Here is a 22,827-nt window from a genome sequence, read left to right as displayed (position 1 = left end):
TCATGGAGAATCTGGAAGGGCAAATCGCCATCGTCACCGGCGCATCGTCGGGCATCGGCGCGGCCAGCGCCCGTGCGCTTGCTGAAGCGGGCGCAACCCTGGTGCTGGTCGCACGCCGCGCCGATCGCCTCACCGCACTGGCCGATGAACTGGGCCGTGGCAGCACGGCGTACGCAGCCGATATGGCGGATCCGGACGCGCCGCAAAGGCTGCACGATTTCGTCTTGGGTCGATTCAGCCGGGCCGACATATTGGTCAACAATGCCGGTATGCTGCATGCCGCGCCGATCGACGCATTCGACCTCGACCAGCTCCGCCCCATGATCGCGATCAACTATGAGGCAGTGGTGCGCGCCAGCACCCTTTTCGCGCGGACAATGAAGGCGGCCGGCAAAGGCCAGATCATCAACATATCCAGCATCGGGGCGAACATCACCGCACCCGGCGTGGGCGTCTATGGCGGCCTCAAGCGCGCGCTGGAGGCCTTTACCGACTGTCTTCGGGTCGAGCTTGCCGGATCGGGCGTCAAGGTAGGGATCGTCGCGCCGGGCACGACCAGCACCGAGATTTTCGAGGATATGAAGGCCAGGGGGCAGCCGTCCTGGGACAGCTTCATCCCGCCGATGCAACCCCGCGACATTGCCGAAGCCGTCGCCGTCATTGCGCAACAGTCCGAACGCACCAACATCGCGCGCATTCAGGTCTATGCCGCAGCGGACAGCCATTGACGCCCCGGCCCGTGCCGGAGCGTCCTGCCATCAGTCAAGCGTGGCGTAGGCGTCCAGCCGGAACGGATTGACCGCGCCGCCATCGCGCATTTTCGCCACCCATTGCGCGTCCATCAGGAGGGCGCGGCCGACCGCAATCAGGTCGAATTCGCCGCGCGCCATCCTGTCGGCCACCAGCGCCAGATTGTCGGTCATGACGGTCGGCTGCGCGAAGGAGGATTGCAGATCCTTGCTGAGGCCCACGCCGCCGACCGCGATGGTCGGCTTGCCAGTCAGCTTCCTGATCCAACCCGCCAGCCCCATGTCGGAACCCTCGAAGGCCGGCGCCGTGAAAATGCGGGTGCTGGCGTCGAATATATCCACCCCCGCCTCGACGAGCGGGGCGAGCATCGCTTCCAGTTCCGCAGGCGTCTCAGCATTTCGGGCGTCATAATCCTGGAGCTTCCACTGGGAAAAGCGGAAGATGACCGGAAAGTCCGGGGCGGTCACGGCCCGGATCGCCCGCACCAGTTCGACCGCAAAGCGCGCGCGCTCAGCGATCCCGCCGCCCCAGCGGTCTTCCCGCACATTGGTATGGCGCCACAGGAAACTGTCGATCAGATAGCCATGCGCGCCATGCAGGGCCACGCCGTCGAAACCCACCGCCTTCGCGTTGGCCGCACTGCGGGCGAAGGCGGCGATCAGGTCGCCGATCTCGCTGTCGGTCAGCGGGGCGGTGGGCACGCGCACCTGTTCCAGATAGTCGGGAGAGACCATCGCCTTGTCGGTCGGCCCCCAAATACCCGAGGGGCGCGCCGAGGGCGCGTCGGGATGATAGCCTGTGCCCGGCACGCGTATGACGCCCTGATGCCACAACTGAGGGATGATGAGGCCGCCCGCCGCATGCACGCCGTCCACGATGGTGCGCCAGCGCGCGAGCGCTTCGTCGCCATGCAGGACGGGCGAAGCGCCACCCCCCATGGTTTCACGTCCCACGGCGGCGGGATGATCCACGCCCACCCCTTCGGTAATGATCAGGCCTACATCGGCTTCGGCCCGTCGTCGATAATAGCCCGCCACGCCGTCCGAGGGGATGCCGCCCGGCGAGAAATTGCGCGTCATCGGCGCCATCACGAACCGGTTGCGCAGGTGCAGCGAGCCCATCGTGAACGGTGTGTATAAAATCTCGGCCTGCCCCATCAAAGCGATCCTCTCCTCTGCCTGTCAAAAGACCGTGCATCCGCGGATGGGCCCCGAAAACCTATCCTCTGACAGGACATCCGCGCCCAATACCCGAGCATGCTCGGGTCGACTCAGGCGGCTTTGACGGCAAGGGCGGACTGCGGACAGGCCTGCGCGCCTTCCCGGGCCTGCTCCTCTAGTCCTTCAGGAACGATTTCGTCGTCGACATACACGATGCCATTGGCGTCAAGCTTGTACACTTGGGGGCAAATTTCGGCGCAAACGCCATAACCGCAGCATGCCGCCTTATCGATTACCACTTTCAGTTTCTGGCTCATCCTGCCTCTCCTTCTTGGCCTAACATTACACCTTGAACAGATTTAGTTCAATATGTATAACACGACTCAATCAAGGAAATCCTCCAGGAGAGCAACATGCTGCACAATGCCGGGCTGACGCTGAGCGACGGAACAACGCTTGACGATCTCATCAACCGCGACATGAACGAGGTGTCGCTAAGGGTGATGAATGACAAGGAGCTGTACGAGCTGGAGATGGAGCGGGTTTTCGCCCGCACCTGGCTGCTCCTTGGCCATGAGTCGGAAATTCCCAAGGCCGGCGACTATGTCATGCGCGACATGGCCGAAGACAATGTGATCGTCTCGCGCGACCGCAGTGGCGAAATCCACGTCATGCTGAACGTCTGCCCCCATCGCGGCATGAAGGTCTGCACGGCCGAAGCGGGCAATGCCCACGCCCATCGCTGCATTTACCATGGCTGGGCCTTCCGCGCGGACGGCAGCTTCATCGGCGCGCCGATCGAAAAGGAGCAGATGCACGGCAACAAGCGGTCCAAGGACGAACTGGGACTGAAGAAGGCCCGCGTCCATCTCTATGGCGGCCTGATCTTCGCCACCTGGAACAAGGATCTGTCGTTCGAGGATTATCTGGGCGACGCCAAATTCTACCTTGATCAGCTTTTCTGCCGTACGGACAACGGCCTTGAGATGCTTGGCCCGCCGCAGCGTTTCGTGCTGCCGTGCAACTGGAAGATTCCCGGCGAACAGTCCGGATCGGACGGCTTCCATACCCTGACCCTGCATCGTTCGCTGATGGAAGGCGGCATCATGGGCGGCACGGCCGAGTCGATCTATGACACCGCGCCGGGCATGTATGGCGTCGACCTTTCGGTGCCGCAGGGCCATACGCTGCGTTGCCTGGAGGCGGCCCAGACCTTCAAGATGTTCGCCGACGTCAGCTTCGAAGGCAAGTCGACCGAGGAGCGGCTCCACCTGCTGCCGCCGCCGGGCATCACCAAGGAATTGATCCCGCAGCTGTTCAAGAATCTGTCGGAGGATCAGGTCAAGCAGTTGGCCAACATCCCACCCCAGGTGGGCGGCATGTTCCCGAACATTCTGATCGCCTTCATCTTCGCCCCCCGCACGGATGGCGGCGCGTCGGGCGCCCTGTCGCTGCACACCTATGTGCCCAAGGGGCCGGACAAGGTGGAGTTCGTGAATTTCATCTTCGCGGAAAAGGACGCACCGGAAGACGTGAAGCGCGACATGCTCCAGAACGCCATCTGGTCGACCGGCACATCGGGCACGATCGAGCAGGACGATGCCGACACCTGGCCGCAGATCATGCGCAACTCGCGTGGTCATATGAGCAAGACCGTCACGCTCAAATATCAGGCGTTGCACGGCCATGAGCGTCCCGAAGGCTGGGTCGGCGGCGGCGATCTCTATCCCGGCTTCACCAAGGACGACACGCAGTGGGCCTGGTGGATGGCCTATTATAATCTGATGGCCGAAGCGTGAGCCGTCGCGACGAGAGAGGACAGATATCATGGTGAACTACGCGACCGCCGCCATCGACAAGACCAGCGTGCTGCGCGGTCTTGTCTCCACCAAGCGGGTGCCGCTCGGGTCGGAAGTCTATAACCGCCTGCTCGAAACCCTCTATGACGAAGCCGCCGCGCTCGACGAACGCCGGTTCGACGACTGGGTGGCGTATCTCGAGCAGGATCTGAGCTATACCGCGCCCCTTCGCCTCACCCGCAACGGCCCGAACAAGGACCGCGACGTGGTGCGCACGATGAAGCATTTCGACGAGAATTACGGCTCCATCCTGATGCGGACCGGTCGCCTGGCGAAGAGCGCCTGGGCCGAAGATCCACCATCGCGCACGCGCCGCTTCGTCACCAATGTCCGCGTCGCCGAGAGCGAAACGGCTGGCGAGTACGAGGTGGTGAGCTACCTCTATGTCGAGCGCAGCCGCCTGGACAATCCGGATAACGAGACGATCAGCGCCGAACGCCGCGACATCTGGCGGCTGGTCGACGGTGCTTACAAGCTGGCCAGCCGTGAAATCATCGTCGACCAGTCGACGCTGGGCATGTCCAACTTCGCCATCTTCCTTTGACCGGAGCGGCTTAGGTGACGGGAACCCCGCATATCGTGGTCGTCGGCAGCGGCCTTGCCGGTTATGGCGTTCTGCGTGAGCTTCGTAAGCTCGCGCCGGACGCCCGGCTGACGCTGGTCACGCAGGATGACGGGCATTTCTACTCCAAGCCCGCTTTGTCGACCGCATTCGCCAAGGGCAAGGTCGCCGATACGCTGATCACCACGCCGGCGGAAAAGATGGTCGCGCAGTTGAAGCTCGACCTTCGGGCCGGCCGTATCGTTGAAGCGATCGACCGGCAGGACAAGGCCGTCCTGACGACCGGCGGGCCGATCTTCTACGATCGGCTGGTGCTGGCGCTGGGCGCCGATCCGGTTCGCCCGCCGATCGACGGGGACGCCGCGCACCGCGCGCTTGCGGTCAACAATCTCGACAATTATCGCGAATTTCGCGAAAGATTGCCGGACGGCGCGCGCGTGCTGGTGATGGGCGGTGGCCTCGTCGGCATCGAATTTGCCAACGACCTTTCCGCGAGCGGCTATCAGCCGGTGGTCGTCGACATGCTCGGCCATCCTCTCGCCCAACTCGTGCCGCCGGGGGTGGGCCAGATGATCCGCGACGCCCTGTCCGAAAAGGGCGTTGAATGGCATCTGGGCCGCAAGGTTCTGGCCATCCACAAGGGCGGAAAGGGGATCAGAGCCGAACTGGACGACGGCCTGGTGATTGAGGCTGCGGCTGTTCTGTCCGCCGTCGGGTTGCGCCCGCATATCGCGCTTGCGCAGGAGGCCGGGCTGGAGGTCGCGCGCGGCATCAAGGTCGATCAGACCGGCCGCACCAGCGATCCCGCCATCTATGCCATCGGCGATTGCGCCGAATATCCGCAGGGACTGGCGGCCTATGTCACCCCGATCATGGCGGCGGCCCGCGCCATCGCGCCCAGTGCGTTGGGCACGCCGACGGACATCCGCTTCCCGCCGCTGTCGGTCCAGGTCAAGACCACCGCCTATCCTGTCGTCCTGCTGCCCGCTCCTGTCGGCGTGGACGGGCAATGGCAGGAAGTCGCCAATGACGAACGCGGGCTGAAATATCATTATAAAGACGCGGACGGAACGATCCGCGGCTATGTTTTCACGAAAGACTATTGCCAGGACCGCATGGACATGGACCGTGCCCTGAGCGAGCAGATGACAGGAGTGGCAGCGTGACGGGATTGGTGAAGGACAAGGTCGCAATCGTCACGGGCGGCGCGAAGGGGCTGGGTTACGGGATTTCCCGCTGCCTTGCACAGGCGGGCGCGCATCTCCTGATCACCGGCCGGGATGGCGCCGCCGCTGAAACGGTCGCCGCGGACATCACGCAAAGCTTCGGCGTCCGCTCCGTCGGCATGTCCGCCGACATGGGCGTCAAGACCGAAGTAGAGGCGATGATCGAGCGCGCCGTCAGCGAATTTGGCGGGCTGGACATATTGGTCAACAACGCGTCGCAGCTTTCGCCCAACGTCCTCCTCGAACAGAAGACGGACGAGATGCTCCAGCGGACGCTGGAGATCGGTACCTGGGGCAGCTGGTGGGCCATGCGCGCCGCCTTCCCGCATATGAAAGCGCGCGGCGGCGGTTCAATCATCAACTTCTATTCGATCGACGCTCAGACCGGCGCCTGGCTCCACGCCGACTATAATATGAACAAGGGTGCGATCCTGGGGCTTACCCGGACCGCCGCGGTCGAATGGGGACGCTTCAACATCCGCACCAACGCCATCGCGCCGACCGGCATGGGGCAGGTGTTTGCAGACCTCGCGGAAAACGTCCCCGGCTTTCTTGAGATGGCGACAGCCAGCAACCCGCTCAAACGCGCGGGCGATCCCGAAAAGGACATCGGCCCGGTCGTCCTGTTCCTGGCGTCCGAGATGTCGCGCTTCGTCAATGGCGAGCTGATCAATGTGGATGGCGGTCAGCATCTACCGGGCTATGTCAGCGTTCCGCACAACCTCGCCGAGATGGAAGCCCAGACATGAAATTGATGCCGCACACCGACTGGAGTGAAATCGTCGCGACGGATCAGTCCGGCAGCGTCCAGAAGATCATGGACGGCACGTTGCGCGCGATCAACTCCATCGGCGCGCGGCGCCTGTCGATGAGCGACATCAGCGAAAGCAGCGGCGTTTCGCGCGGCACGCTCTACCGTTATTTCGCGTCCAAGGAAGAAGTGCTGGCGGCCTTTAGCGAATATGTTTGCAGCAGCTTTGAAAAAGGCATTGTGGAATCGGGCGAAGGCATCGCCGAACCGATCGAGCGCTTTCGCGCGGTGATGCGCTTTTACGGCCGCTTTACGATCGAGCGTTCGCCCGAAGGCATTTTCGAGGTCGAACCTGCCTTCCATCTCAATTTCCTGCGCAGTCATTTCGGCCGCCACAAGGCCGCCGTCCAGCGTGCGCTAGCGCCCGTCTTCGACCATTTCGACAGCCTGATCGGCCAGCGGATCAACCGGGACGCCTTCTGCGACACCATGGTCCGCCTGCAACTGAGCACGCTCATCATTCCCGCCACCCCGGATTGGCTGGCCATCTGGAACAGCGCCCCCGATCGATTGTGCGACTGGGCATTGCAGATCGCCGGACACCATAGCGAACATGAGAAAGGATGAACTGATGGCTACTGCCCCCAAGGTGGATAATGAGATCCAGTGCGGTTTTGCCGAAAAGGCTGTCGCTGACGCGATGGTGGAAAAGGCGCGCAGCTTGCGCGCTTTCCTGCAGGGCGAAGCGCCCGAGGGCGAAAAGCGGCGCAGCCCCACGCCCACTGTCGACAAAATGCTGAAGGAAGAAGGCTTCCTGCGCATGCTGCTGCCGCAACGGCTGGGCGGCATGGGCCTTTCCCCGACAGATTTCTGCCGGGTGCAGATGGAAATCGCCAAGGGCGATCCGGCGATCAGCTGGGTGATCCAGATCATCAACGGCACAAGCTGGATCACCAGCCTTGCGCCCGACGGCGTGCAGGACGCTGTGTTCGGCGACGGTCCCCAGCCGGTCTGTGGCGCCTACAACCCGCCCGGCAAGGCCCGCAAGGTTGACGGCGGCTGGATCATCAACGGCTCATGGCCTTATATGTCCGGGTCGCGGCAGTCGAACTGGGCGCAACAGGGCGTCGTGCTGGAGGGGTATGACGGCCCGGTCGTTCCGGGCATCAGCATGTGCTATCTGCCGATGGACAGCATGACCATCCAGGACACATGGTTCGTTTCCGGCATGCAGGGCACCGGCTCCGACACGGCGGTCGCCAAGGATGTATTCATTCCCGAAGCCCAGATGGTGCTGATGGATGAACGCGCCGGCCAGATCGACCGGACCAAGCGCCATTTCGGCGCGCCCTCCGATCTGCTGCCCGCCGTCCCGGTCGTCCGCACCACGGGCATTGCTCAGTTGATCGGCGCGGTCGAGGCCATGTTGGAGATCGTCACCGCCGAGGCTCCCAAAAAGCCGGTGCTGACGACGATTATCGGCCCGCGCACCAAGTCAGGCGCCTATATGCGCGATCTGGGCGAGGCGGCGGCGATGATCGACACCGCAAAGCTGATCCTGTTCGACCTGACTGCCAAGCTGGATCGCGTCGGTCTGGGCGAAGAATTCACCCTGGCGGAAAAGGCGAAGCAGCGCGCAGGCGGCGCGCAGATGATCGAACTGGTTCATGGCGCCAGCGAGTCGCTGATGTTCCAGGCCGGTTCTTCGGGCTTCGCACTGGACAAGCCGATCAACCGCTACTGGCGGGACATTTCGATGGCGCTGCGGCACATCCAGAATATCCCGACCATCGGCTATGAAATCTATGGCCGGAACCTGACCGGCGCCGATCCGATCTCTCCGCCGGGCGCCTATTGAGGTCGAAAAAAGGGTCGCCCCTTTCCCAGTGGGCGACCCTCTCTTTTCCGCGGCTAGGCCGCATCCATCACTACCATAGGGGAATGCCATGCGGGCCGCCCTGATCGACAGCGATGGCGGCTTCGCGCTGGCCGATCATCCCGAACCGACCGCGCAGCCCGGCCATCGCGTCATCGACGTCGCGGCCGCCGGAATCGGACCCACGGACCTCATGCGCGCGAAGGGCTTTTTCGGTCCCGTCGATGCGCCCTATGTGCCCGGCGGCGAGGGTGTCGGGCATCTGGATGATGGAAGCCGCGTCTACTTCGGCCATAGCAGGCCGCCCTTCGGCGCGATCGCGGAACGCACGCTTGTGGCCGAGGAGGAAATCTGGCCTGCTCCCGACGGCCTTTCCGACGACCAGCTGATCGCCCTCGCCATCTCCGGCACCGGCGCGCTGATCCCTCTGGAAGAGGCGCGGATCGCGAAGGGCGAGTCCGTCCTCATTCTCGGCGCGACCGGCCCTGTCGGGCAGATCGGCGCGCAGGTCGCCCGGCTGCTGGGCGCGGGCCGCGTCGTGGCGGCGGCGCGCGGCCGCGAACGGCTGGAGGCCATGCAGGCCGCCGGTCATGCCGATGCGATCGCCCTGTTGGGCGAGGGCGATGACGAGGCGGCGCTGAAAGCGGTCTCGGAAGGCGGCTATGACGTCGTGCTCGACATCATCTATGGTCCACCCGCGCAAGCGGCAATGCGCGCCACGCGGCCCGGCGCGCGCATGACGAGCATCGGTGTGCAGGCCGGACCAACGGTCACGCTGTCCCTGCGCGATCTCGTCTTCCGCAGCCATATCGGCGTCGGCACCGGACAACGGCCGGCCAGCGAGCGCCGCGCCGCCTATGACCGGCTGATCGCCATGGCGATGACACAGGGCCTGACCGTCGACACGCGCCGCTATGCCTTTGCCGATGCCGCCGACGCCTGGGCGGCGCAGGCCGGCAGTCCCCATGGCAAGATCGTCATCACCCGCTGATCCCATGAGGACTCCCGCCTATATCGATCCCACCGCCCGCCTGTTCGGCGATGTGCGGCTGGGCGACGATTGCAGCCTCTGGCCCTATGCCGTCGTCCGTTCCGAACGGGTCTATGTTTCGATCGGGCGCTGCGCCAGCGTGCAGGACCATGCGATGGTCCATATCGGCTGGGATGATCCCACGATCATCGGCGACTATTGCACCATCGGCCATCGCGCGGTGGTCCATGGCTGCATCATCGAACCTGCCTGCCTGATCGGCATCGGCGCGACCATCATGGAACGCTGCGTCATAGGGCGCGGCTCGATCGTCGCCGGACACAGTTTCCTGCCGCCAGACAGCGTGATTCCACCCCATTCGCTTGTCATGGGCACGCCCGGCCGTGTTGTCCGCCGCATCGACAAGCTGCGCGCGAACATCGTCGATGCGTTGCTCTATCGGGACAATGGGCGCGCTTATGCCACAGGGGCGCATCGCATCTGGGAGCATGCCGACATGGCGAAGCTGGGTGACGAAGCCGATGCTATTCTTGCACGCGAAGCTGCAGGCTGGGATGACCGGGGCATCGGCGAAGCCACCACAGGATAAGAGAGCGATCATGCCGGACACGCCCGATATTGCCAGAGACGCCATGCTGGACCTGCTGTTCCGCGACGCTCGCACCCATAATCAATGGAGCGCCCGGCCGCTTTCGGACGAGACCGTCCGACGCCTGTACGATCTCGCCAAATGGGGGCCTACGACGGCAAACAGCAATCCGGGCCGCTTCGTCTTCGTCCGCTCGGAGGCCGCGAAGGCGCGCCTCAAACCCCATCTGAGCGCGGGCAATGTGGACAAGGTGATGCAGGCGCCCTGCACCGTGATCATTGCAGGCGATACCCGGTTCTACGAATTTTACGACAAACTTTTCCCCTCCCACGACATGCGCAGCACGTTCGAGGGCAAGGACGCGCTGATCGCGGACACAGTGGCGCGTTCTTCGACACTGCAAGGCGCCTATCTCATCATGGCGGCGCGGGCGCTAGGCCTGGATTGCGGCCCGATGTCCGGCTTCGATCAGGCTGGCACCGATGCGGAATTTTTCCCGGACGGCCGGTGGAAGAGCAATTTCCTGTGCAATATCGGCTATGGCGACCCGACCGGGCTCTTTCCCCGCAACCCCCGGCTCGATTTCGAAGAGGCCTGTCTCGACCTCTGATGTCGGGCGAGGCGTCCGCCACAAGGCGAACGCCTCCCGCCATTCAGCTTGCGGGCGTCCACACCAGCGGCAGCGCGACCGGCTGGATCATCCCGAGATGGCATTCCACCTGATGGCCGGGCGCGATGCGGAAGTCGGGAATGCGGGCGAGAAACTCCTCCATTGCGATCCGCAGCTCGCGCCGCGCCAGATGCATGCCGACGCAGGTATGGATGCCGAAGCCGAAACCGACATGCCGTGGCCGCCGGTCGAGCCGAACCTCGGCAGGCGCGTCGAACTCGGCCGGATCACGGCCGGCGAGCGTGGTCGACATCGCCACCTTGTCGCCGGGCATGAAGCGGATGCCGGCCACTTCGGTTTCCTTCTTGCAGGTTCTGAAGGTGGTCACCGCGCCATAAGCCCGCATCAGCTCATCTATGGCGTGCGGGATTTCCGACGGATTGGCGCGCAGAAAGGTCTGATCCTGCGGATGGCTGCCCAGATGCCGGAAATGCAGGCCCATATTGGTCGAAACCGTGTCCAGACCGCCAATGAACAGATTGAACATGAAGCCCAGCAGTTCGTCGTCGGTCAGCGCCCGGCCATTGATCTGTCCCTTTACGCCGAAACTGATGAGGTCTTCGCGTGGATTGGCCCGCCTGTCCTCGATCTCTCCGCCCAGATAGGCAAGCACGCTACGCGTCGCCTCCGCGATCTTGGACAGGTCATGATTGTGGAGCAGGTTCATTTCCCATTCCATGAACTCGCTCATCCGATCGTGCGGCAGGCCCATCAGTTCCATGAACACCTTGATGGGGAATTCAAAGGCAAAATCGCCCATGAATTCGCACTGGCCGCGCGGGGCGAAGGCATCGATATATTCCACCGCATAGAGCCGGATCTTGTCTTCCAGCGCCGCCATCGCCTTGGGTGTGAAGGCCGGGTTGACCATCTGGCGAAAAGGCCCGTGGGCAGGCGGGTCGAGTTCCGCTGGCGAGTTGATCCAGTTCCCCCCCACCAGCTTGGAGAAAGGCGAAAAGTCGGTCGAGGAGAAATGATCGGTGTCGAGATATATCTCGCGCAGATGCGCCATGCGGCGCGGCACCCAGGCGGGCGTGCCCCCCGGATAGGCGTGGGTGGCGTAGATGATGTCAGGCCCCTCATGCACCTGCATCGCCAGATCGTCGAACGGATCCTCTGTCGTCGTCATGCCGAAGATGAAGGGGAAATCCTGGCTCACCAGTTCGAGCGGCACATGATCGGGGATCGGTTGCTCGGGAAACATCATCGCACTTGCTCTCCTTGTCGTCTTTGCCGGAAATTTCGGGCGGACATTGAGCCACCGCCCACGCGCCAGACACCTGTCCTTCAGAAGGATCGCGGCAGCCCCAGGCTTTCCGCGATGCCATTGCGCACCATTTCGTTGGTGATGGGACCGATGCGCCACAGGCGGCTGTCGCGCCAGTAACGCTGCATGTCGGTTTCCGCCGAATAGCCCATGCCACCCAATATCTGGATGCCCATGTCCGCCGCGGCATTGGCGTTTTCGGAAGCCATGAGCTTGAGCATATTGGCCTCGACGCCGACATTCTCGCCCCGGCTCTGCTTGTGCGCGCAATAATGCAGCATCAGTTCGGTCGTCTTCTGCATGGTCGCGATGTCGGCGACATAATGTTGCAGGCTCTGGAAGCGGCCGATGATCCCGCCAAAGGCCTTGCGCTGTTTCATATAGTCGAGCGCGTCTTCCAGCACGCCATCGATGACGCCCAGGCAGAAGGCGCCTACCATGATGCGCTCGTTGTTGAGCGTGGGCAGCAGCATGTACCAGGCCTTGTCGGGTTCACCCAGAACATGCTCGTCCGCGACGAGCGCATTCTCGAAATGAACGGAGCAGCTGCCCATCGACCGCATACCCAGCTTGGCCAGTGGCGTGATCGTCACGCCCGGCGTCTTCGTCGGCACCCAGAAGAGGGTCAGGCCCTGATGCTTCTTCTCGACGCCCCTGTCGCTTCGCGCGATCACCAGCAGATAATCGGCGACATGGGCAGAGGAGGACCAGATCTTCTCGCCATTGAGCCTCCACCCGCCATCGACCCGGTCAGCCGTGGTGGCCATCGCGCCGAGGAGGTCCGTGCCGCCGCCCGGCTCGGTGAAGGCGATCGCAGCCTTCAGCTGGCCCGTCGCGATCAGCGGGAGATATTTCGCTTTTTGTTCGGCCGACCCGTAAAGCCCGATGGATTTGGACCCTGCAAAGCTGGTGATGCCCCATATCCATGCCAGTCCGCCCAGCGACCGGGCCAGTTCCCGCGCCAGCAGCATCTGCATGACGACGTCGCCGCCCTGCCCGTCATAATCCTCCGCTATGCCGACGCCGTGGAAACCCGCTTCGGTGAACTTGTCCCACAGCGCAAAGGGATAATGATGCTCGTCCTTTTCCAGCGCGCGCGCCCAGTCCTTGGGCACTTCGCTGTTCACCCAGCGGCGCACCATGTCGCGGAAAGAGCGATATTCTTCGGGCAGTTCGAAATCCATTGTCAATCCTTTTGGAGTTGGTCCAGATCGCCGCCCGCCATGGCCTCGGCATCGCACAGGGCGATCAGGCGCGCCGCCATCCGGTCGAGGCAGGCCAGCACGCCATCCTGATCGCCCGCCAGAAAGGCCTGCAGTATCGCCTCATGCTCGCGGAGGCCGCTTTCGCGGAGGGTCGTGATGCCATGCAGAAAAATGAAGCGGGCGATCAGCCCGCGCCGGTCCAGCGTCGACCGCAACAATTCACGGCTCTCCGAGGCCTTGATGAAGATCGTGTGGAAATCGAGCCCGGCCATGATCGCGGCCATATATTCGCCGCTCGCCAATGCCGCGCTATAGCGCGCGATCGCTCGTTTCAGCGTCCGGATCTCCGCAGCGCCGATGCGGGGCATGCCCCAGGCATAACCCAGCCGCCACAGTTCGGCCTGCACGCGGATCAGGTCACGGGTCACGTCAGGGTCGATCGGCGTTGCCCGCTTCAACCGGTGGGTTTCGACTTCGACCAGCCCTTCGGACGCCAGTGTGCCCAGCGCTTCCCTGACCGGCGTCGCGCTGACATTCAGGTCCTGCGCCAGCGCCGTTTCCCGCAGCAGCGCGCCGGGCGGAATGACACCCGCCACGATCCTCGATCGCAACACCGCCGCCACGGCCTGGCGCCGCGTCGCCGGGGATTGCAAAATCTCGGGCGAGTCAAGCCGTTCAAGAGCGGATGTCCAATAGACCATGGATGTATCCTGCGATTCCATATTCTATAGAATGCAGCACGGTGAAACGGTCCGTTCCTCTCCAAGGATAGGGTGTCCGGACAGCGAACCGCTATAGGGTCGCTGCATGAAATGCCCGAAATGCAAAACGCCGCAGAACGGTTATGGCGGGTGGTGCCGCGCTTGCGGCCATGCTGGCGGCAATGTTCGCCGGGCTATGCTGTGGACGTTGATACCCACATCGATCATCGCGGCCCTGTTGCTCGCCCGAATCGGCTATGCCGAAGTCACGCGGCAGGGCAGCAGCCGTAACAGCTACAGTAACGCCATCGAAACCCAGAATGCGAGCGGCCGCAGCGCTGCCTTTGCCAAGCTCATGCATGATGCAGGGCAGACATGCTCGCGCACGTCCAAATCCCTGTTCAGGGGAGATATCGGCACTAACGCGGCCTGGGCGCTACGCTGCGAGGATAGCGGCGACTGGCTGGTTCTGATCGCGTCCAACGGCGCGACCCGCATCGCGAGCTGTGGTCCGCTGAACAAGGCCGGGACGCCCTGCTGGACCCAGCTCTAGCGCCTCGGCTTTTTCTGAGTTGACGCTCTCCGATTGCAGTCCGGGTCGGCCGGTCAGCCAAGCCCCTCCCCGCTCCGCCACCAGCCAAGGCCGGGCGCGGCCCGCATCATCATATCCCATGCCAGCACGCTCGCCGCTGCGATGGCGGCTGGTTCCGCTCCCAGACCGGCGAAGGTGCGTTCGATCATCTCGTCGATATAGGCGCGTGGCTCGACCGACCGGAGCATCAGGCGCCGCCGCGCCTCGATCGTCATGCCGACGATCAGATCCACTGCCACGTCGATCGACCGGAACTGCATCTGCCCGCCATCCCGCGCGGCCTTCAGCGCATCGCGCACCAGCAGGTCGAACATGCTCGCCCGCGCGAAATAATCGACATAGTCGACGCGGCAGGTAAAGCCGCCCCAGCGCGGATCATGCCAAGCCCGCGCCATCGCCATCACCGCGCCGCCGACCGCCCGGACCAGCGGGTCCGTCACATCGTCGAACAGCCTGCGGAAATCGGCAATCAGGTCCGCGGTCATCCGCTCGCCCAGTTCATTCACCGCAGCGTCGAGGGACTCGAAATATTTGTAGAAGCTGCCGCGCGATACGTCCGCTACGCGGATCACGTCTTCGATCACCAGACTACCGCTGCCCTGCCCCGGCTGATACAGGTCGAGCACGGCGTCGAGCAGCCGCTCGCGCATCCGGGCGCGCCTGATCGCAGCCGCCGCCGTGCGCGGATCGACATCAGCGGGAGCAGGCGCGGCGTCGGACATCGCTTCCCTATTGCATCGGGTGGAAATAGCGCGCAAGCAGGCTGCCATCCTCGCCGAATATATAATGTTCGATGCTGTGCACGCAGACAGGATGCCCGTCATATTCACCTTCGTTGCGGACATAGATGACGGCTTCGTTGCCGCTCACCTTCACATCCTCGACGAACAGTTTCCATCCGACATATTGCGCGCACAGGGCCTCCAGCTTGTCCCATCCTTCCTGCACCGGACCGGTGGCCGGGTCCTGCACCTTGAATCCGCCCGGCGCGATTGCGCGGAAGGCCGCCATGAAATCGTCGATCCGGCCCTCGCTGAACATCTCGGCCTGGGTCTTCAGGAATGTCGCGATTTCCTGTGCGGTCGGTTGTGTCATGATATGTCCTTCTCCTGTCATTTCGGTTCCGCCCAGATCGGGGCCGGCGTGATGTCGGGCAGCAGGGCGATATTGGATCGCAGGCCGGTAATTGCCCGGCCATATAGCTCGATGGAAAGCTGTCCGTTCAACGCATTGTGACGGGTGCCGACGCTCAGGTCGCGCCAGATCCGCTGCAAGGGGCTGGAAAGGGCGAAGGCGCCCGGCCCGGCGATATCCATCAACCGGTTGCCCGCCGCGCGCAACAATTCCATCGCATAGCCGCAATCGGCCTGGATCCGCGCCTTGTCGAAGCCGGTGAGTACGCGGTGCTGCGCGGTTTCGTCCAACATCCCGGCGGCACGGCGCACATGCAACCAAGCCGAATCGATCTCCATCGCCGCGCGGCCGGTCATGCCGACCAGAGCCTCTGAACCGCTCTGCCCGGCATAGGTCCAGCCCACTATCTGTCGCCTGGGCATCGCCTGAACCACGCCTTCGAGCAATGCCGTCGCCGCGCCCAGCATCGGCGCGAGCACGCCCAGCGGGAATAGCGGCTCCATCGGCCATCGGTCGCGCGGTTCCAACCCCTCCATCGCCAGGATCGCCTCGGCCGGTGGCGTACGCGATGACCAGAGGATCAGTTCCTCCGGCACGAGCAGATCCCGCGCGACGATCATGTTGCTGCCGGAACCGGCCATGCCAGCGACATGCCAATTGTCCTCGATCGAACAAGCAGGGTCGCGCAGATCCAGAAATACCAGAGCCGGTTCAACACCCCCATCCGTTTCGATCATGACGCCGTTCAGCGCCCAATCGGCGTGCAGGCACCCCGATCCATAACCCCAGCGCCCCGACACGCGATAGCCGCCCGACACCGCAACCGCTTTGCCCGAAGGCGCGGAGGCACTGCAAAACAGTTCCTCGCCGGTCTGGAACAGCCGCTCCGTCATGGCCGGCGGCAGCGCGAACGCCGTTCCGGTAATTCCTGACAGCAGACCATAGGCCCAAGCAGTGCCGACGCAGCCCTTGGCCAGTTCGGCAACTGTCTCGATATGGGTGGATAGCCTGTGGCCTGGCCCACCGGCGCGTTCGGGCGCCGTGATTTGGAACAGGCCGGATGCGCGCAACGCCTCCATCACCGCCGGAACGATCCGCCGCTCGCGTTCGCACGCGGCGGCATGGTTCTCCAGCAAGGGCCGCAGCGACGCGGCGATGCCTACGGGGTCGGCCACGAAGGCCACGGGCCGCTTGTGCGCCGGAGGTTCTTCTACCGTTTCAGATCGCATCCGAATCATCGCTCCTCGCCGTTTCCAGATATAATGACGTTATTGTCATTATATGGCAAGCACGTGCGGGCGGTCCTACCCGTCCCACCGTCTTGCGGACCGTTGCATTTTCGTTTCGACGCGACCTGCCTCCCGATAGGCTGTAAGCCGACGCTCCTCTTCTAGGGTCCGCGCAATCGCGACAGCGCCGATAAGGCCGGCTCCAAGAGAGGACTTGCACCGATGCGTAAAATCGACCTTCCGCCCTTCGACCGCGCGGCTTTCGCCGAGAAATATGGGCCTTGGGCCATCATCGCTGGCGCGTCCGAAGGGACCGGCGCCTGCTATGCGGAACAGCTGGCCGCCATGGGCATCCATCTGGTGCTGGTCTCGCGTCGGCAGGAAGCGCTCGATGCGCTGGGTCAGCGGCTGGCAACCGAGCATGGCATCGAATATCGTGCCATCACCGCCGACCTCACCGAACAGGGCGCCGGAAGCCGACTGCTAGAGGCGACCGCCGATCTGGACATCGGCCTCTACATATCCAATGCTGGTGCGGACGGCGCAGGCAACAGTTTCTTCGGCGAACCCGTCGATCGCTCGCTGCGGCTGCTGACCATGAATGCCGCCAATGTGCTGGAAGCGGTGCATGGCTTTGGCAATCGCTTCCTGAAGCGCGGCAAGGGTGGCGTCGTTATTATGTCGTCCGGCGCGGGCCTTGGCGGGCAGCCCTGGCTGGTCATGTATTCCGCGACCAAGGCGTTCGAGCTCAACTTCGTCGAATCGCTCTGGGCCGAGCTGGAAGGACAGAATGTCGATATCGTCGGTATCGCGGCCCCCATCATGGATACCCCGACCCTGCGCCGCGCGACCGAGGGGCTGGGAATGGATTATTCCATGGCCTATGATCCGGCCGATGTCTGCGCGCTCGCCCTTGCCAGCCTGGGCAAGGAACCGTTGGTGATCGTTCCCGATGGTCCGGACGAGGAGAAAATCCCGCAGATCCAGGCCGACCGCAAGACCCGCCTCGTCGCGCTGGCCGAATGGGGCAAGGCCTATACCGCCGCGGCGAACGGCTGACCGGGCAAAAAAGGGAAGAGGTAATGATGGATCAGGTCGACGTCGTCGTCATCGGCGCAGGACATAACGGCATGGCCGCCGCCGGATATCTGGCAAAGGCCGGCAAGAAGGTCGTCGTGGTGGAGCGTCTGGCCAAAGTCGGCGGCATGACCAGTTCGGGCTATATGATCCCCGAAGCCCCCGACCATCTGGTGACGCCCTGCGCCGTCGAACTGCTGTTCGCCCGTAAATCCGGCATTATCGAGGATTTCGACCTGCCCAAATATGGCCTGCGCACGGTCGATCCCGATCCGACCTACGCCTATCTCCATCCCGACGGCAGCTCGATCGCGCTCTTCTACGACTATCACCGCACGGCGGAGGATATTGCCCGCATCAACCGCAATGACGGCAAGGCCTATCTGGAGTTCATGAAGACACTGAACGTCATGATGGACATCGGCTTTCCGCTGATGATGGCGGAGCCGGGGCGGCCGGACGTCAAGAACCTGTCGAAGATGATCGGCAGCGCCGTCCGCAATGTCCGGTTGAAGGACGAGCTGATCGCCATGTCGAAGGCGACGGCGGACCAGATCGCCTGCGAACGGTTCGAGCATCCGGCGACGATCGCCCTGCTGCTGGGCATCGCGGCGGGGGCCGGCCCGGTCGATGACGACGGCAATGCCGCCGCCTACATGATCTTCGCCGTCACCCACAAATATGGCACCGGCAAGCCGATCGGCAGCCTGCAATCCTTCGCCGACGCGCTCGCGCGCAGCATCGAGGCGTCGGGCGCGAGGATCGAACTCAATGCGCCGGTGGCGGAGATCATCGTCGATGACGGCGCGGCAAAAGGGGTGCGGCTGGAGGACGGCCGGGTCATCCGCGCGAAGATGGTCATCGCAACCTGCGATCCCCGTACGGCCATGCGCCTCACGACGCCCGGTGGCGTGCCGCGAGCGCTGACCCAGCGGATCGAACATGCCCCGGCGAACCGCTCGAACGCGGCGCCCTTCCTTGCCAATATCGCCATGTCGGGGCCGCTCAGCCTGAAGAAGCATCAGGATCTGCGGCATGACGACGCCGATCTCAACAAGGCGGTGGGCCTGATCGGCACGCCGGAGGAAGTGCGCGAGTCCTTCGCCATGGCGCGGCGCGGCGATATTCCCGACCGGCACGCCATGTCGCTCAGCCCCTTGTCCAATTCCGATCCGACGCAGGCGCCTCCGGGCGGCTCGCTCGCCTATGTCTATCTGCCGGGGGTGGCCGTGGACGCGCGGGAGGGCTGGTCGCCCGCACTCAAGGACCGGACCATGACATCTGTCATCAGTCATTTGGGTGAATTTTATGAAGGTTTGGGCACGGAGGTCGGCCGCTTCGTCGAAACCGCGCGGGAACGCGAGACGCGGCTCAACGTGACCAATGGCTGCGTGACCCATATCGATTTCGGCGCGCTGCGTTCGGGCGTCCATCGGCCGGCCACCGGTTTCGGTGGTCCCAAGCCGCCCTTCCCCGGCTTCCTGATCGGCGGCGCGGGCGCGCACCCGGGCGGGGGCGTGTCCGGCATTGCCGGACGGATCGCCGCCAACCGGGCGCTGCGCGAACTCAAGAAGATCAGATAAGCGATGTCGAACATACCCAATCCGGTCGGCATCCCCGCGCATTTGGACCATGTGACGGCGCAGTGGCTGACGCAGATCATGCAACCGCGCTATCCCGGCATCGTGGTCGAGGGGATGGAGCAGGTTTTCCTCCGCAACAGCCACACCACCAAATATCAGGTGAAGCTGACCCTCAACGATGTCGGCAAGGCGGCGGGCATCCCCGACAATGTCTGCCTTAAGGCCAATTGGGCGCAGTTCGACAGCCAGGGCATTTGCCGCCTCGAAGCGCGCTTCTACGAGGATTTCCGCCGCCACGTCGCATTTCCTGCCCCGCGCTCCTATTTCGAGGCATGGGATCCACGTCCCGACAGCGGTCAGGGCCTGGTCGTGATGGAGGATCTCACCGTCGAGGGCGGCCATTTCGGCATCAGCACCGACCATATGGGCGTGGAGGAAGCGGCCCGCGCGGTCGCCAGCGTTGCCCGCATCCATGGCGCCTTCTGGGACAGCCCGGTCCTACACGCGGCCGACTGGCTTCCCGTCTCCATGGCGACGCCGGTGGACACGCAGCAACTGACCATGATGTACGGCTTTGCCGAGCAGAACCATTCCAAGCCGGACTATCAGGCCTTCCTGCCGGGCTGGATCAAGGGCGATCTCTCGCGCCTGCATGGCGTCTACAACGCGCTGATCGATTTCGCGCAGACCAAGGAACAGGGGCCGTGGTGCCTAGTCCATGGCGACAGCCACCAGGGCAACAGCTATGTCCGCCCCGATGGCGAGCGGGTGTGGCTCGACTGGCAACTGGTCCGCAAGGGTCGGCCGATCCGCGACTTCACCTATTTCGTGCTGGGGGCGCTCACGATCGAGGAGCGGCGCGCGCATGACCGGGAATTGCTGCGCCACTATCGGAACTGCCTGATCGAAACGGGGGCACTCGGCGTCCCGGACGACGACACGCTATGGGAATATTATCGCCGCTGGCCGCCCTATGCGATGCAGGCGTGGATCGCGAACATGGACGAATGGGGCCAGAAGGGCATGCACATCGTCGAGCGCATCTTCGTGGCGGGCGAGGATTTGGGCACGGTCGCCGCGCTCGGCGTGCAATTTTGACGTAAGGATGATCGGATGACCGACGCCGTCACGGCCTTCCGCGCCCATGTTCCCGAGGCGGCACTGGACGATCTGCGCCTCAGGTTGCGCCGTACGCGCTGGCCCGAGGCGGAGACGGTCAGCGACTGGAGTCAGGGCGTGCCGCTGGCGGCGCTGCGTGATCTGTGCGCCTATTGGGCAGACGGCTATGACTGGCGGCGGTGTGAAAGTACGCTCAACGCCCTGCCACAGTTCACGACCTCGATCGATGACCTTTCCATTCACTTCATCCATGTACGCAGCCCCCGGCCGGACGCGCTGCCGCTGATCCTGACCCATGGCTGGCCGGGATCGGTGCTGGAGTTTCTGAAGGTGCTCGGACCGCTAACCGATCCCGCCGCCCATGGCGCGCCGGACGCGCCAGCCTTCCATGTCGTCATCCCCTCGCTGCCAGGCTACGGCTTTTCGGACAAGCCGACGGCCGCAGGCTGGGGCGTCGAGAGGATCGCGCAAAGCTGGATCCAGCTCATGCGCCGCCTCGGTTATGACCGCTTCGCCGCGCAGGGCGGCGACTGGGGCGCGGCGATCACAACCGCCATCGCCATGGCCGCGCCGCCCGAATGTATCGGCGTCCATCTCAACATGCCGCTGGTATTCCCGGAGGAAAACGACTTTGCCGACCTGACACCGGCCGAGGCCAGAACGGTCGAACGGATGCAATATTATCAGGAGCATGATTCCGGCTACGCCAAGCTGCAGGGCACCCGACCGCAGACGATCGGCTATGGGCTGGCGGACTCGCCCGTGGCGCAAGCCGCCTGGATCTACGAGAAGTTCCAGGCGTGGACCGACAATCAGGGCGTGCCGGAGAATGCGCTGACACGGGACGAAATGCTGGACGTGATCAGCATCTACTGGCTCACCAACAGCGGCGCGTCGTCCGCGCGGCTCTATTGGGAAAGCGCCAATGCGTTTCAGGCGCGTCAATTGGACCTGCCGGTCGGCGTCAGCATCTTCGCGCAGGAGATTTTCCGTCCATCACGGCGCTGGGCCGAACGCAGCTACCTGCGTCTCATTCACTGGAATGAGCTGGATGTCGGCGGCCATTTCGCCGCCTTCGAGCAGCCGGCGCTGTTTGTCGCGGAATTGCGGGCCTGTTTTGGCGCGATGCGAAGATAGCGCCTGCCGCAATCTCCTACCACCCGGCAGGCTCGACTCGTCTTCCGTCGATCAAAATTGCCTCCGCATCGGGATCGTGCCGGATGACTGCACAGACGCAGAGCGGCGGCGCGGCTTAAAAGAGAGAGAGGATAATGCATGAGCGAGCCTGCCATCGCCCCCCCTGCCGTCATCGATCGGCATCTTGTCCCCCGTCCCTATCCCGCCCGCACCGCGTCCCTGCCCCACGGCCGCTTCACGCCGGACGCCGCATGGCTGGGATCATTGTTGGCCAACAAATATCCGGGCGTCGTCGCGCAATCGATGGAGGTCGTGCAGTTGTTCGACAGCCACACCACCAAGTTGCGCGTCGCGGTGGACTGGAATGATGCCGGGCGGGCCGGCGGCTTGCCGCGCAATCTGTGCATCAAATCGAACTGGTCGGGCATGTTCGACAATGTCGACATCCATGCGCTTGAAGCGCGCTTCTATCATTTCCTGACGGACAAACTCACAGCCAATACAGCCACATGCTATTATGCCGACTGGGACGATGACGGCTCGGCGCGGGGCGTCATCGTGCTGGAAGACCTCATCGATCGAGGCGGCACGTTCGGCCACTCGACCCAGCATGCCGGCGTCGACAGGGTCGCGACCGCGCTGGCGGACCTGGCAAAGCTGCATGCGGGCCTGTGGGAAAGCCCGTTGATCACGCCCGAAGCGGCGCCCTGGCTGCCGACATCCATGGCGGTGCCGGTCGATTATGACCAGGTCCGCATCATGTGGCACTGGATCGAAGAGAATCTGAAAGACCCCAATTTCCGCGCCATCGCGCCCAGACATTATCTGGACGACGCGCGCAGGGTCGAGCGCGCCTATGACCGGCTGGTCGCCTTCGAGCGCGCCTTCGACGCGCCCTATTGCATCATCCTGGGCGACTGCCACCAGGGCAACACCTATATCCTGCCCAATGGCGAGCGCATGTGGGTCGACTGGCAACTGGGCCGGCGCGGGCGCCCATGGCGCGACCTCACCTATTTCACCGTCGGATCGCTGACGATCGAGGAGCGTCGCCAAAATCATCGCGACCTGATCGCCCATTACCGCGACTGCCTGATCCGGGAAGGCGCGACCAATGTCATCGATCTCGACACCATCTGGACGGAACAGGTGCCGCGCTGGGTGATGTACGGCATCCAGGCCTGGGTGGCGAACATGGACTATTGGGGCCAGAACGGCCTGCCGATGAACGAGCGGTTCTTCGCTGCGGGCGAGGACCTGGACAGCTGGAAATTGCTGGGCGAATGACGATCATGCCCCTGCCGCGCTCGAACCGCGGCAGGGGCATCGATTTAATGGCGGCGTTTCGG

The 22,827-nt window shown here is 63.7% G+C and carries 24 protein-coding genes; 16 read left to right on the top strand and 8 right to left on the bottom strand.

Annotated elements, in window-relative coordinates; genetic code table 11:
* Nucleotides 1–2: 2 nt before the first annotated feature.
* On the top strand, nt 3–728 hold the full coding sequence (locus tag LL253_RS10640) for an SDR family oxidoreductase (RefSeq protein WP_017180903.1): 726 nt from the start codon (nt 3–5) through the stop codon (nt 726–728).
* Between the two features lie 30 nt (nt 729–758).
* Here the strand turns inward: LL253_RS10640 and LL253_RS10635 are convergent, their stop codons facing one another.
* Together LL253_RS10635 and LL253_RS10630 are read right to left on the bottom strand one after the other, a co-directional pair.
* Nucleotides 759–1,907 carry an NADH:flavin oxidoreductase gene (locus LL253_RS10635; RefSeq protein WP_083951079.1) on the bottom strand — a complete coding sequence of 383 codons (1,149 nt, stop codon included), beginning with the start codon at nt 1,905–1,907 and terminating at the stop codon, nt 759–761.
* A 113-nt stretch (nt 1,908–2,020) separates the two neighbouring features.
* On the bottom strand, nt 2,021–2,227 hold the full coding sequence (locus LL253_RS10630) for a ferredoxin (protein ID WP_062731404.1): 207 nt from the start codon (nt 2,225–2,227) through the stop codon (nt 2,021–2,023).
* Between the two features lie 96 nt (nt 2,228–2,323).
* Here LL253_RS10630 and LL253_RS10625 point away from each other — a divergent pair, with 96 nt between their 5' ends.
* The 9 genes from LL253_RS10625 (at nt 2,324) to LL253_RS10585 (ending at nt 10,374) form a co-directional block, all read left to right on the top strand.
* Complete coding sequence (locus LL253_RS10625; protein ID WP_017180900.1) at nt 2,324–3,709, top strand: aromatic ring-hydroxylating dioxygenase subunit alpha; 1,386 nt, start codon at nt 2,324–2,326, stop codon at nt 3,707–3,709.
* 28 nt (nt 3,710–3,737) lie between these two features.
* Nucleotides 3,738–4,313 carry an aromatic-ring-hydroxylating dioxygenase subunit beta gene (locus tag LL253_RS10620; RefSeq protein ID WP_017180899.1) on the top strand — a complete coding sequence of 192 codons (576 nt, stop codon included), beginning with the start codon at nt 3,738–3,740 and terminating at the stop codon, nt 4,311–4,313.
* A 14-nt stretch (nt 4,314–4,327) separates the two neighbouring features.
* On the top strand, nt 4,328–5,497 hold the full coding sequence (locus LL253_RS10615) for an NAD(P)/FAD-dependent oxidoreductase (RefSeq protein WP_062731405.1): 1,170 nt from the start codon (nt 4,328–4,330) through the stop codon (nt 5,495–5,497).
* Complete coding sequence (locus LL253_RS10610) at nt 5,494–6,306, top strand: SDR family NAD(P)-dependent oxidoreductase (RefSeq protein WP_009823773.1); 813 nt, start codon at nt 5,494–5,496, stop codon at nt 6,304–6,306. Before LL253_RS10615 ends, LL253_RS10610 begins: the two co-directional genes overlap by 4 nt.
* Nucleotides 6,303–6,935, top strand: coding sequence for a TetR/AcrR family transcriptional regulator (locus tag LL253_RS10605; protein ID WP_009823774.1), 633 nt, complete (start codon nt 6,303–6,305; stop codon nt 6,933–6,935). Before LL253_RS10610 ends, LL253_RS10605 begins: the two co-directional genes overlap by 4 nt.
* Before the next feature lie 4 nt (nt 6,936–6,939).
* A complete protein-coding gene (locus LL253_RS10600) occupies nt 6,940–8,166 on the top strand; it encodes an acyl-CoA dehydrogenase family protein (RefSeq protein ID WP_228227156.1) in 1,227 nt (408 codons plus the stop codon).
* 88 nt (nt 8,167–8,254) lie between these two features.
* Nucleotides 8,255–9,175: a quinone oxidoreductase family protein gene (locus LL253_RS10595; protein ID WP_062731407.1), complete on the top strand. Its 921-nt coding sequence runs from the start codon at nt 8,255–8,257 to the stop codon at nt 9,173–9,175.
* A 4-nt stretch (nt 9,176–9,179) separates the two neighbouring features.
* Entirely contained in the window at nt 9,180–9,764 is a 585-nt protein-coding gene (locus tag LL253_RS10590; protein ID WP_062731408.1) for a gamma carbonic anhydrase family protein, read from the top strand.
* A 10-nt stretch (nt 9,765–9,774) separates the two neighbouring features.
* Entirely contained in the window at nt 9,775–10,374 is a 600-nt protein-coding gene (locus LL253_RS10585) for a malonic semialdehyde reductase (protein ID WP_062731409.1), read from the top strand.
* A gap of 43 nt (nt 10,375–10,417) precedes the next feature.
* Here LL253_RS10585 and LL253_RS10580 read toward each other — a convergent pair whose 3' ends face one another.
* From LL253_RS10580 to LL253_RS10570, 3 genes are all read right to left on the bottom strand, one after another.
* Complete coding sequence (locus LL253_RS10580; protein WP_062731410.1) at nt 10,418–11,641, bottom strand: cytochrome P450; 1,224 nt, start codon at nt 11,639–11,641, stop codon at nt 10,418–10,420.
* Between the two features lie 80 nt (nt 11,642–11,721).
* Nucleotides 11,722–12,885: an acyl-CoA dehydrogenase family protein gene (locus tag LL253_RS10575; protein WP_009823780.1), complete on the bottom strand. Its 1,164-nt coding sequence runs from the start codon at nt 12,883–12,885 to the stop codon at nt 11,722–11,724.
* A 2-nt stretch (nt 12,886–12,887) separates the two neighbouring features.
* On the bottom strand, nt 12,888–13,607 hold the full coding sequence (locus LL253_RS10570) for a GntR family transcriptional regulator (protein ID WP_228227155.1): 720 nt from the start codon (nt 13,605–13,607) through the stop codon (nt 12,888–12,890).
* A 196-nt stretch (nt 13,608–13,803) separates the two neighbouring features.
* Here LL253_RS10570 and LL253_RS10565 point away from each other — a divergent pair, with 196 nt between their 5' ends.
* Nucleotides 13,804–14,160 carry a hypothetical protein gene (locus LL253_RS10565; protein ID WP_009823782.1) on the top strand — a complete coding sequence of 119 codons (357 nt, stop codon included), beginning with the start codon at nt 13,804–13,806 and terminating at the stop codon, nt 14,158–14,160.
* A gap of 53 nt (nt 14,161–14,213) precedes the next feature.
* Here LL253_RS10565 and LL253_RS10560 read toward each other — a convergent pair whose 3' ends face one another.
* Genes LL253_RS10560 through LL253_RS10550 form a run of 3 tightly spaced genes read right to left on the bottom strand, consistent with a single transcriptional unit; the run spans nt 14,214 to nt 16,562 of the window.
* Nucleotides 14,214–14,921 carry a TetR/AcrR family transcriptional regulator gene (locus LL253_RS10560; protein WP_062731412.1) on the bottom strand — a complete coding sequence of 236 codons (708 nt, stop codon included), beginning with the start codon at nt 14,919–14,921 and terminating at the stop codon, nt 14,214–14,216.
* Between the two features lie 7 nt (nt 14,922–14,928).
* Nucleotides 14,929–15,294: a nuclear transport factor 2 family protein gene (locus LL253_RS10555; protein ID WP_009823784.1), complete on the bottom strand. Its 366-nt coding sequence runs from the start codon at nt 15,292–15,294 to the stop codon at nt 14,929–14,931.
* Nucleotides 15,295–15,311: 17 nt separating this feature from the next.
* Complete coding sequence (locus LL253_RS10550; protein ID WP_228227154.1) at nt 15,312–16,562, bottom strand: acyl-CoA dehydrogenase family protein; 1,251 nt, start codon at nt 16,560–16,562, stop codon at nt 15,312–15,314.
* 222 nt (nt 16,563–16,784) lie between these two features.
* Between LL253_RS10550 and LL253_RS10545 the strand changes: the two genes are divergently transcribed.
* From LL253_RS10545 to LL253_RS10525, 5 genes are all read left to right on the top strand, one after another.
* A complete protein-coding gene (locus tag LL253_RS10545; protein ID WP_062731414.1) occupies nt 16,785–17,621 on the top strand; it encodes an SDR family NAD(P)-dependent oxidoreductase in 837 nt (278 codons plus the stop codon).
* Nucleotides 17,622–17,644: 23 nt separating this feature from the next.
* The gene (locus LL253_RS10540) at nt 17,645–19,222 is read left to right on the top strand and encodes a phytoene desaturase family protein (protein WP_062731415.1); all 1,578 of its coding nucleotides are present in this window, start codon (nt 17,645–17,647) and stop codon (nt 19,220–19,222) included.
* 3 nt (nt 19,223–19,225) lie between these two features.
* Nucleotides 19,226–20,320 (top strand): phosphotransferase, encoded by a 1,095-nt coding sequence (locus tag LL253_RS10535; RefSeq protein ID WP_228227153.1) that lies wholly within the window; start codon nt 19,226–19,228, stop codon nt 20,318–20,320.
* A gap of 15 nt (nt 20,321–20,335) precedes the next feature.
* Nucleotides 20,336–21,478, top strand: a complete 1,143-nt coding sequence (locus LL253_RS10530) for an epoxide hydrolase family protein (protein ID WP_062731417.1) — start codon at nt 20,336–20,338, stop codon at nt 21,476–21,478.
* Nucleotides 21,479–21,616: 138 nt separating this feature from the next.
* Entirely contained in the window at nt 21,617–22,765 is a 1,149-nt protein-coding gene (locus LL253_RS10525; protein WP_062731418.1) for a protein kinase family protein, read from the top strand.
* Nucleotides 22,766–22,827: the final 62 nt, after the last annotated feature.

Source organism: Sphingobium soli (genome assembly GCF_020782245.1).
GTDB classification, from domain to species: domain Bacteria; phylum Pseudomonadota; class Alphaproteobacteria; order Sphingomonadales; family Sphingomonadaceae; genus Sphingobium; species Sphingobium soli.
Note: the sequence above shows the minus strand (reverse complement) of the source record. Positions and strands in the feature narration are given on the sequence as shown.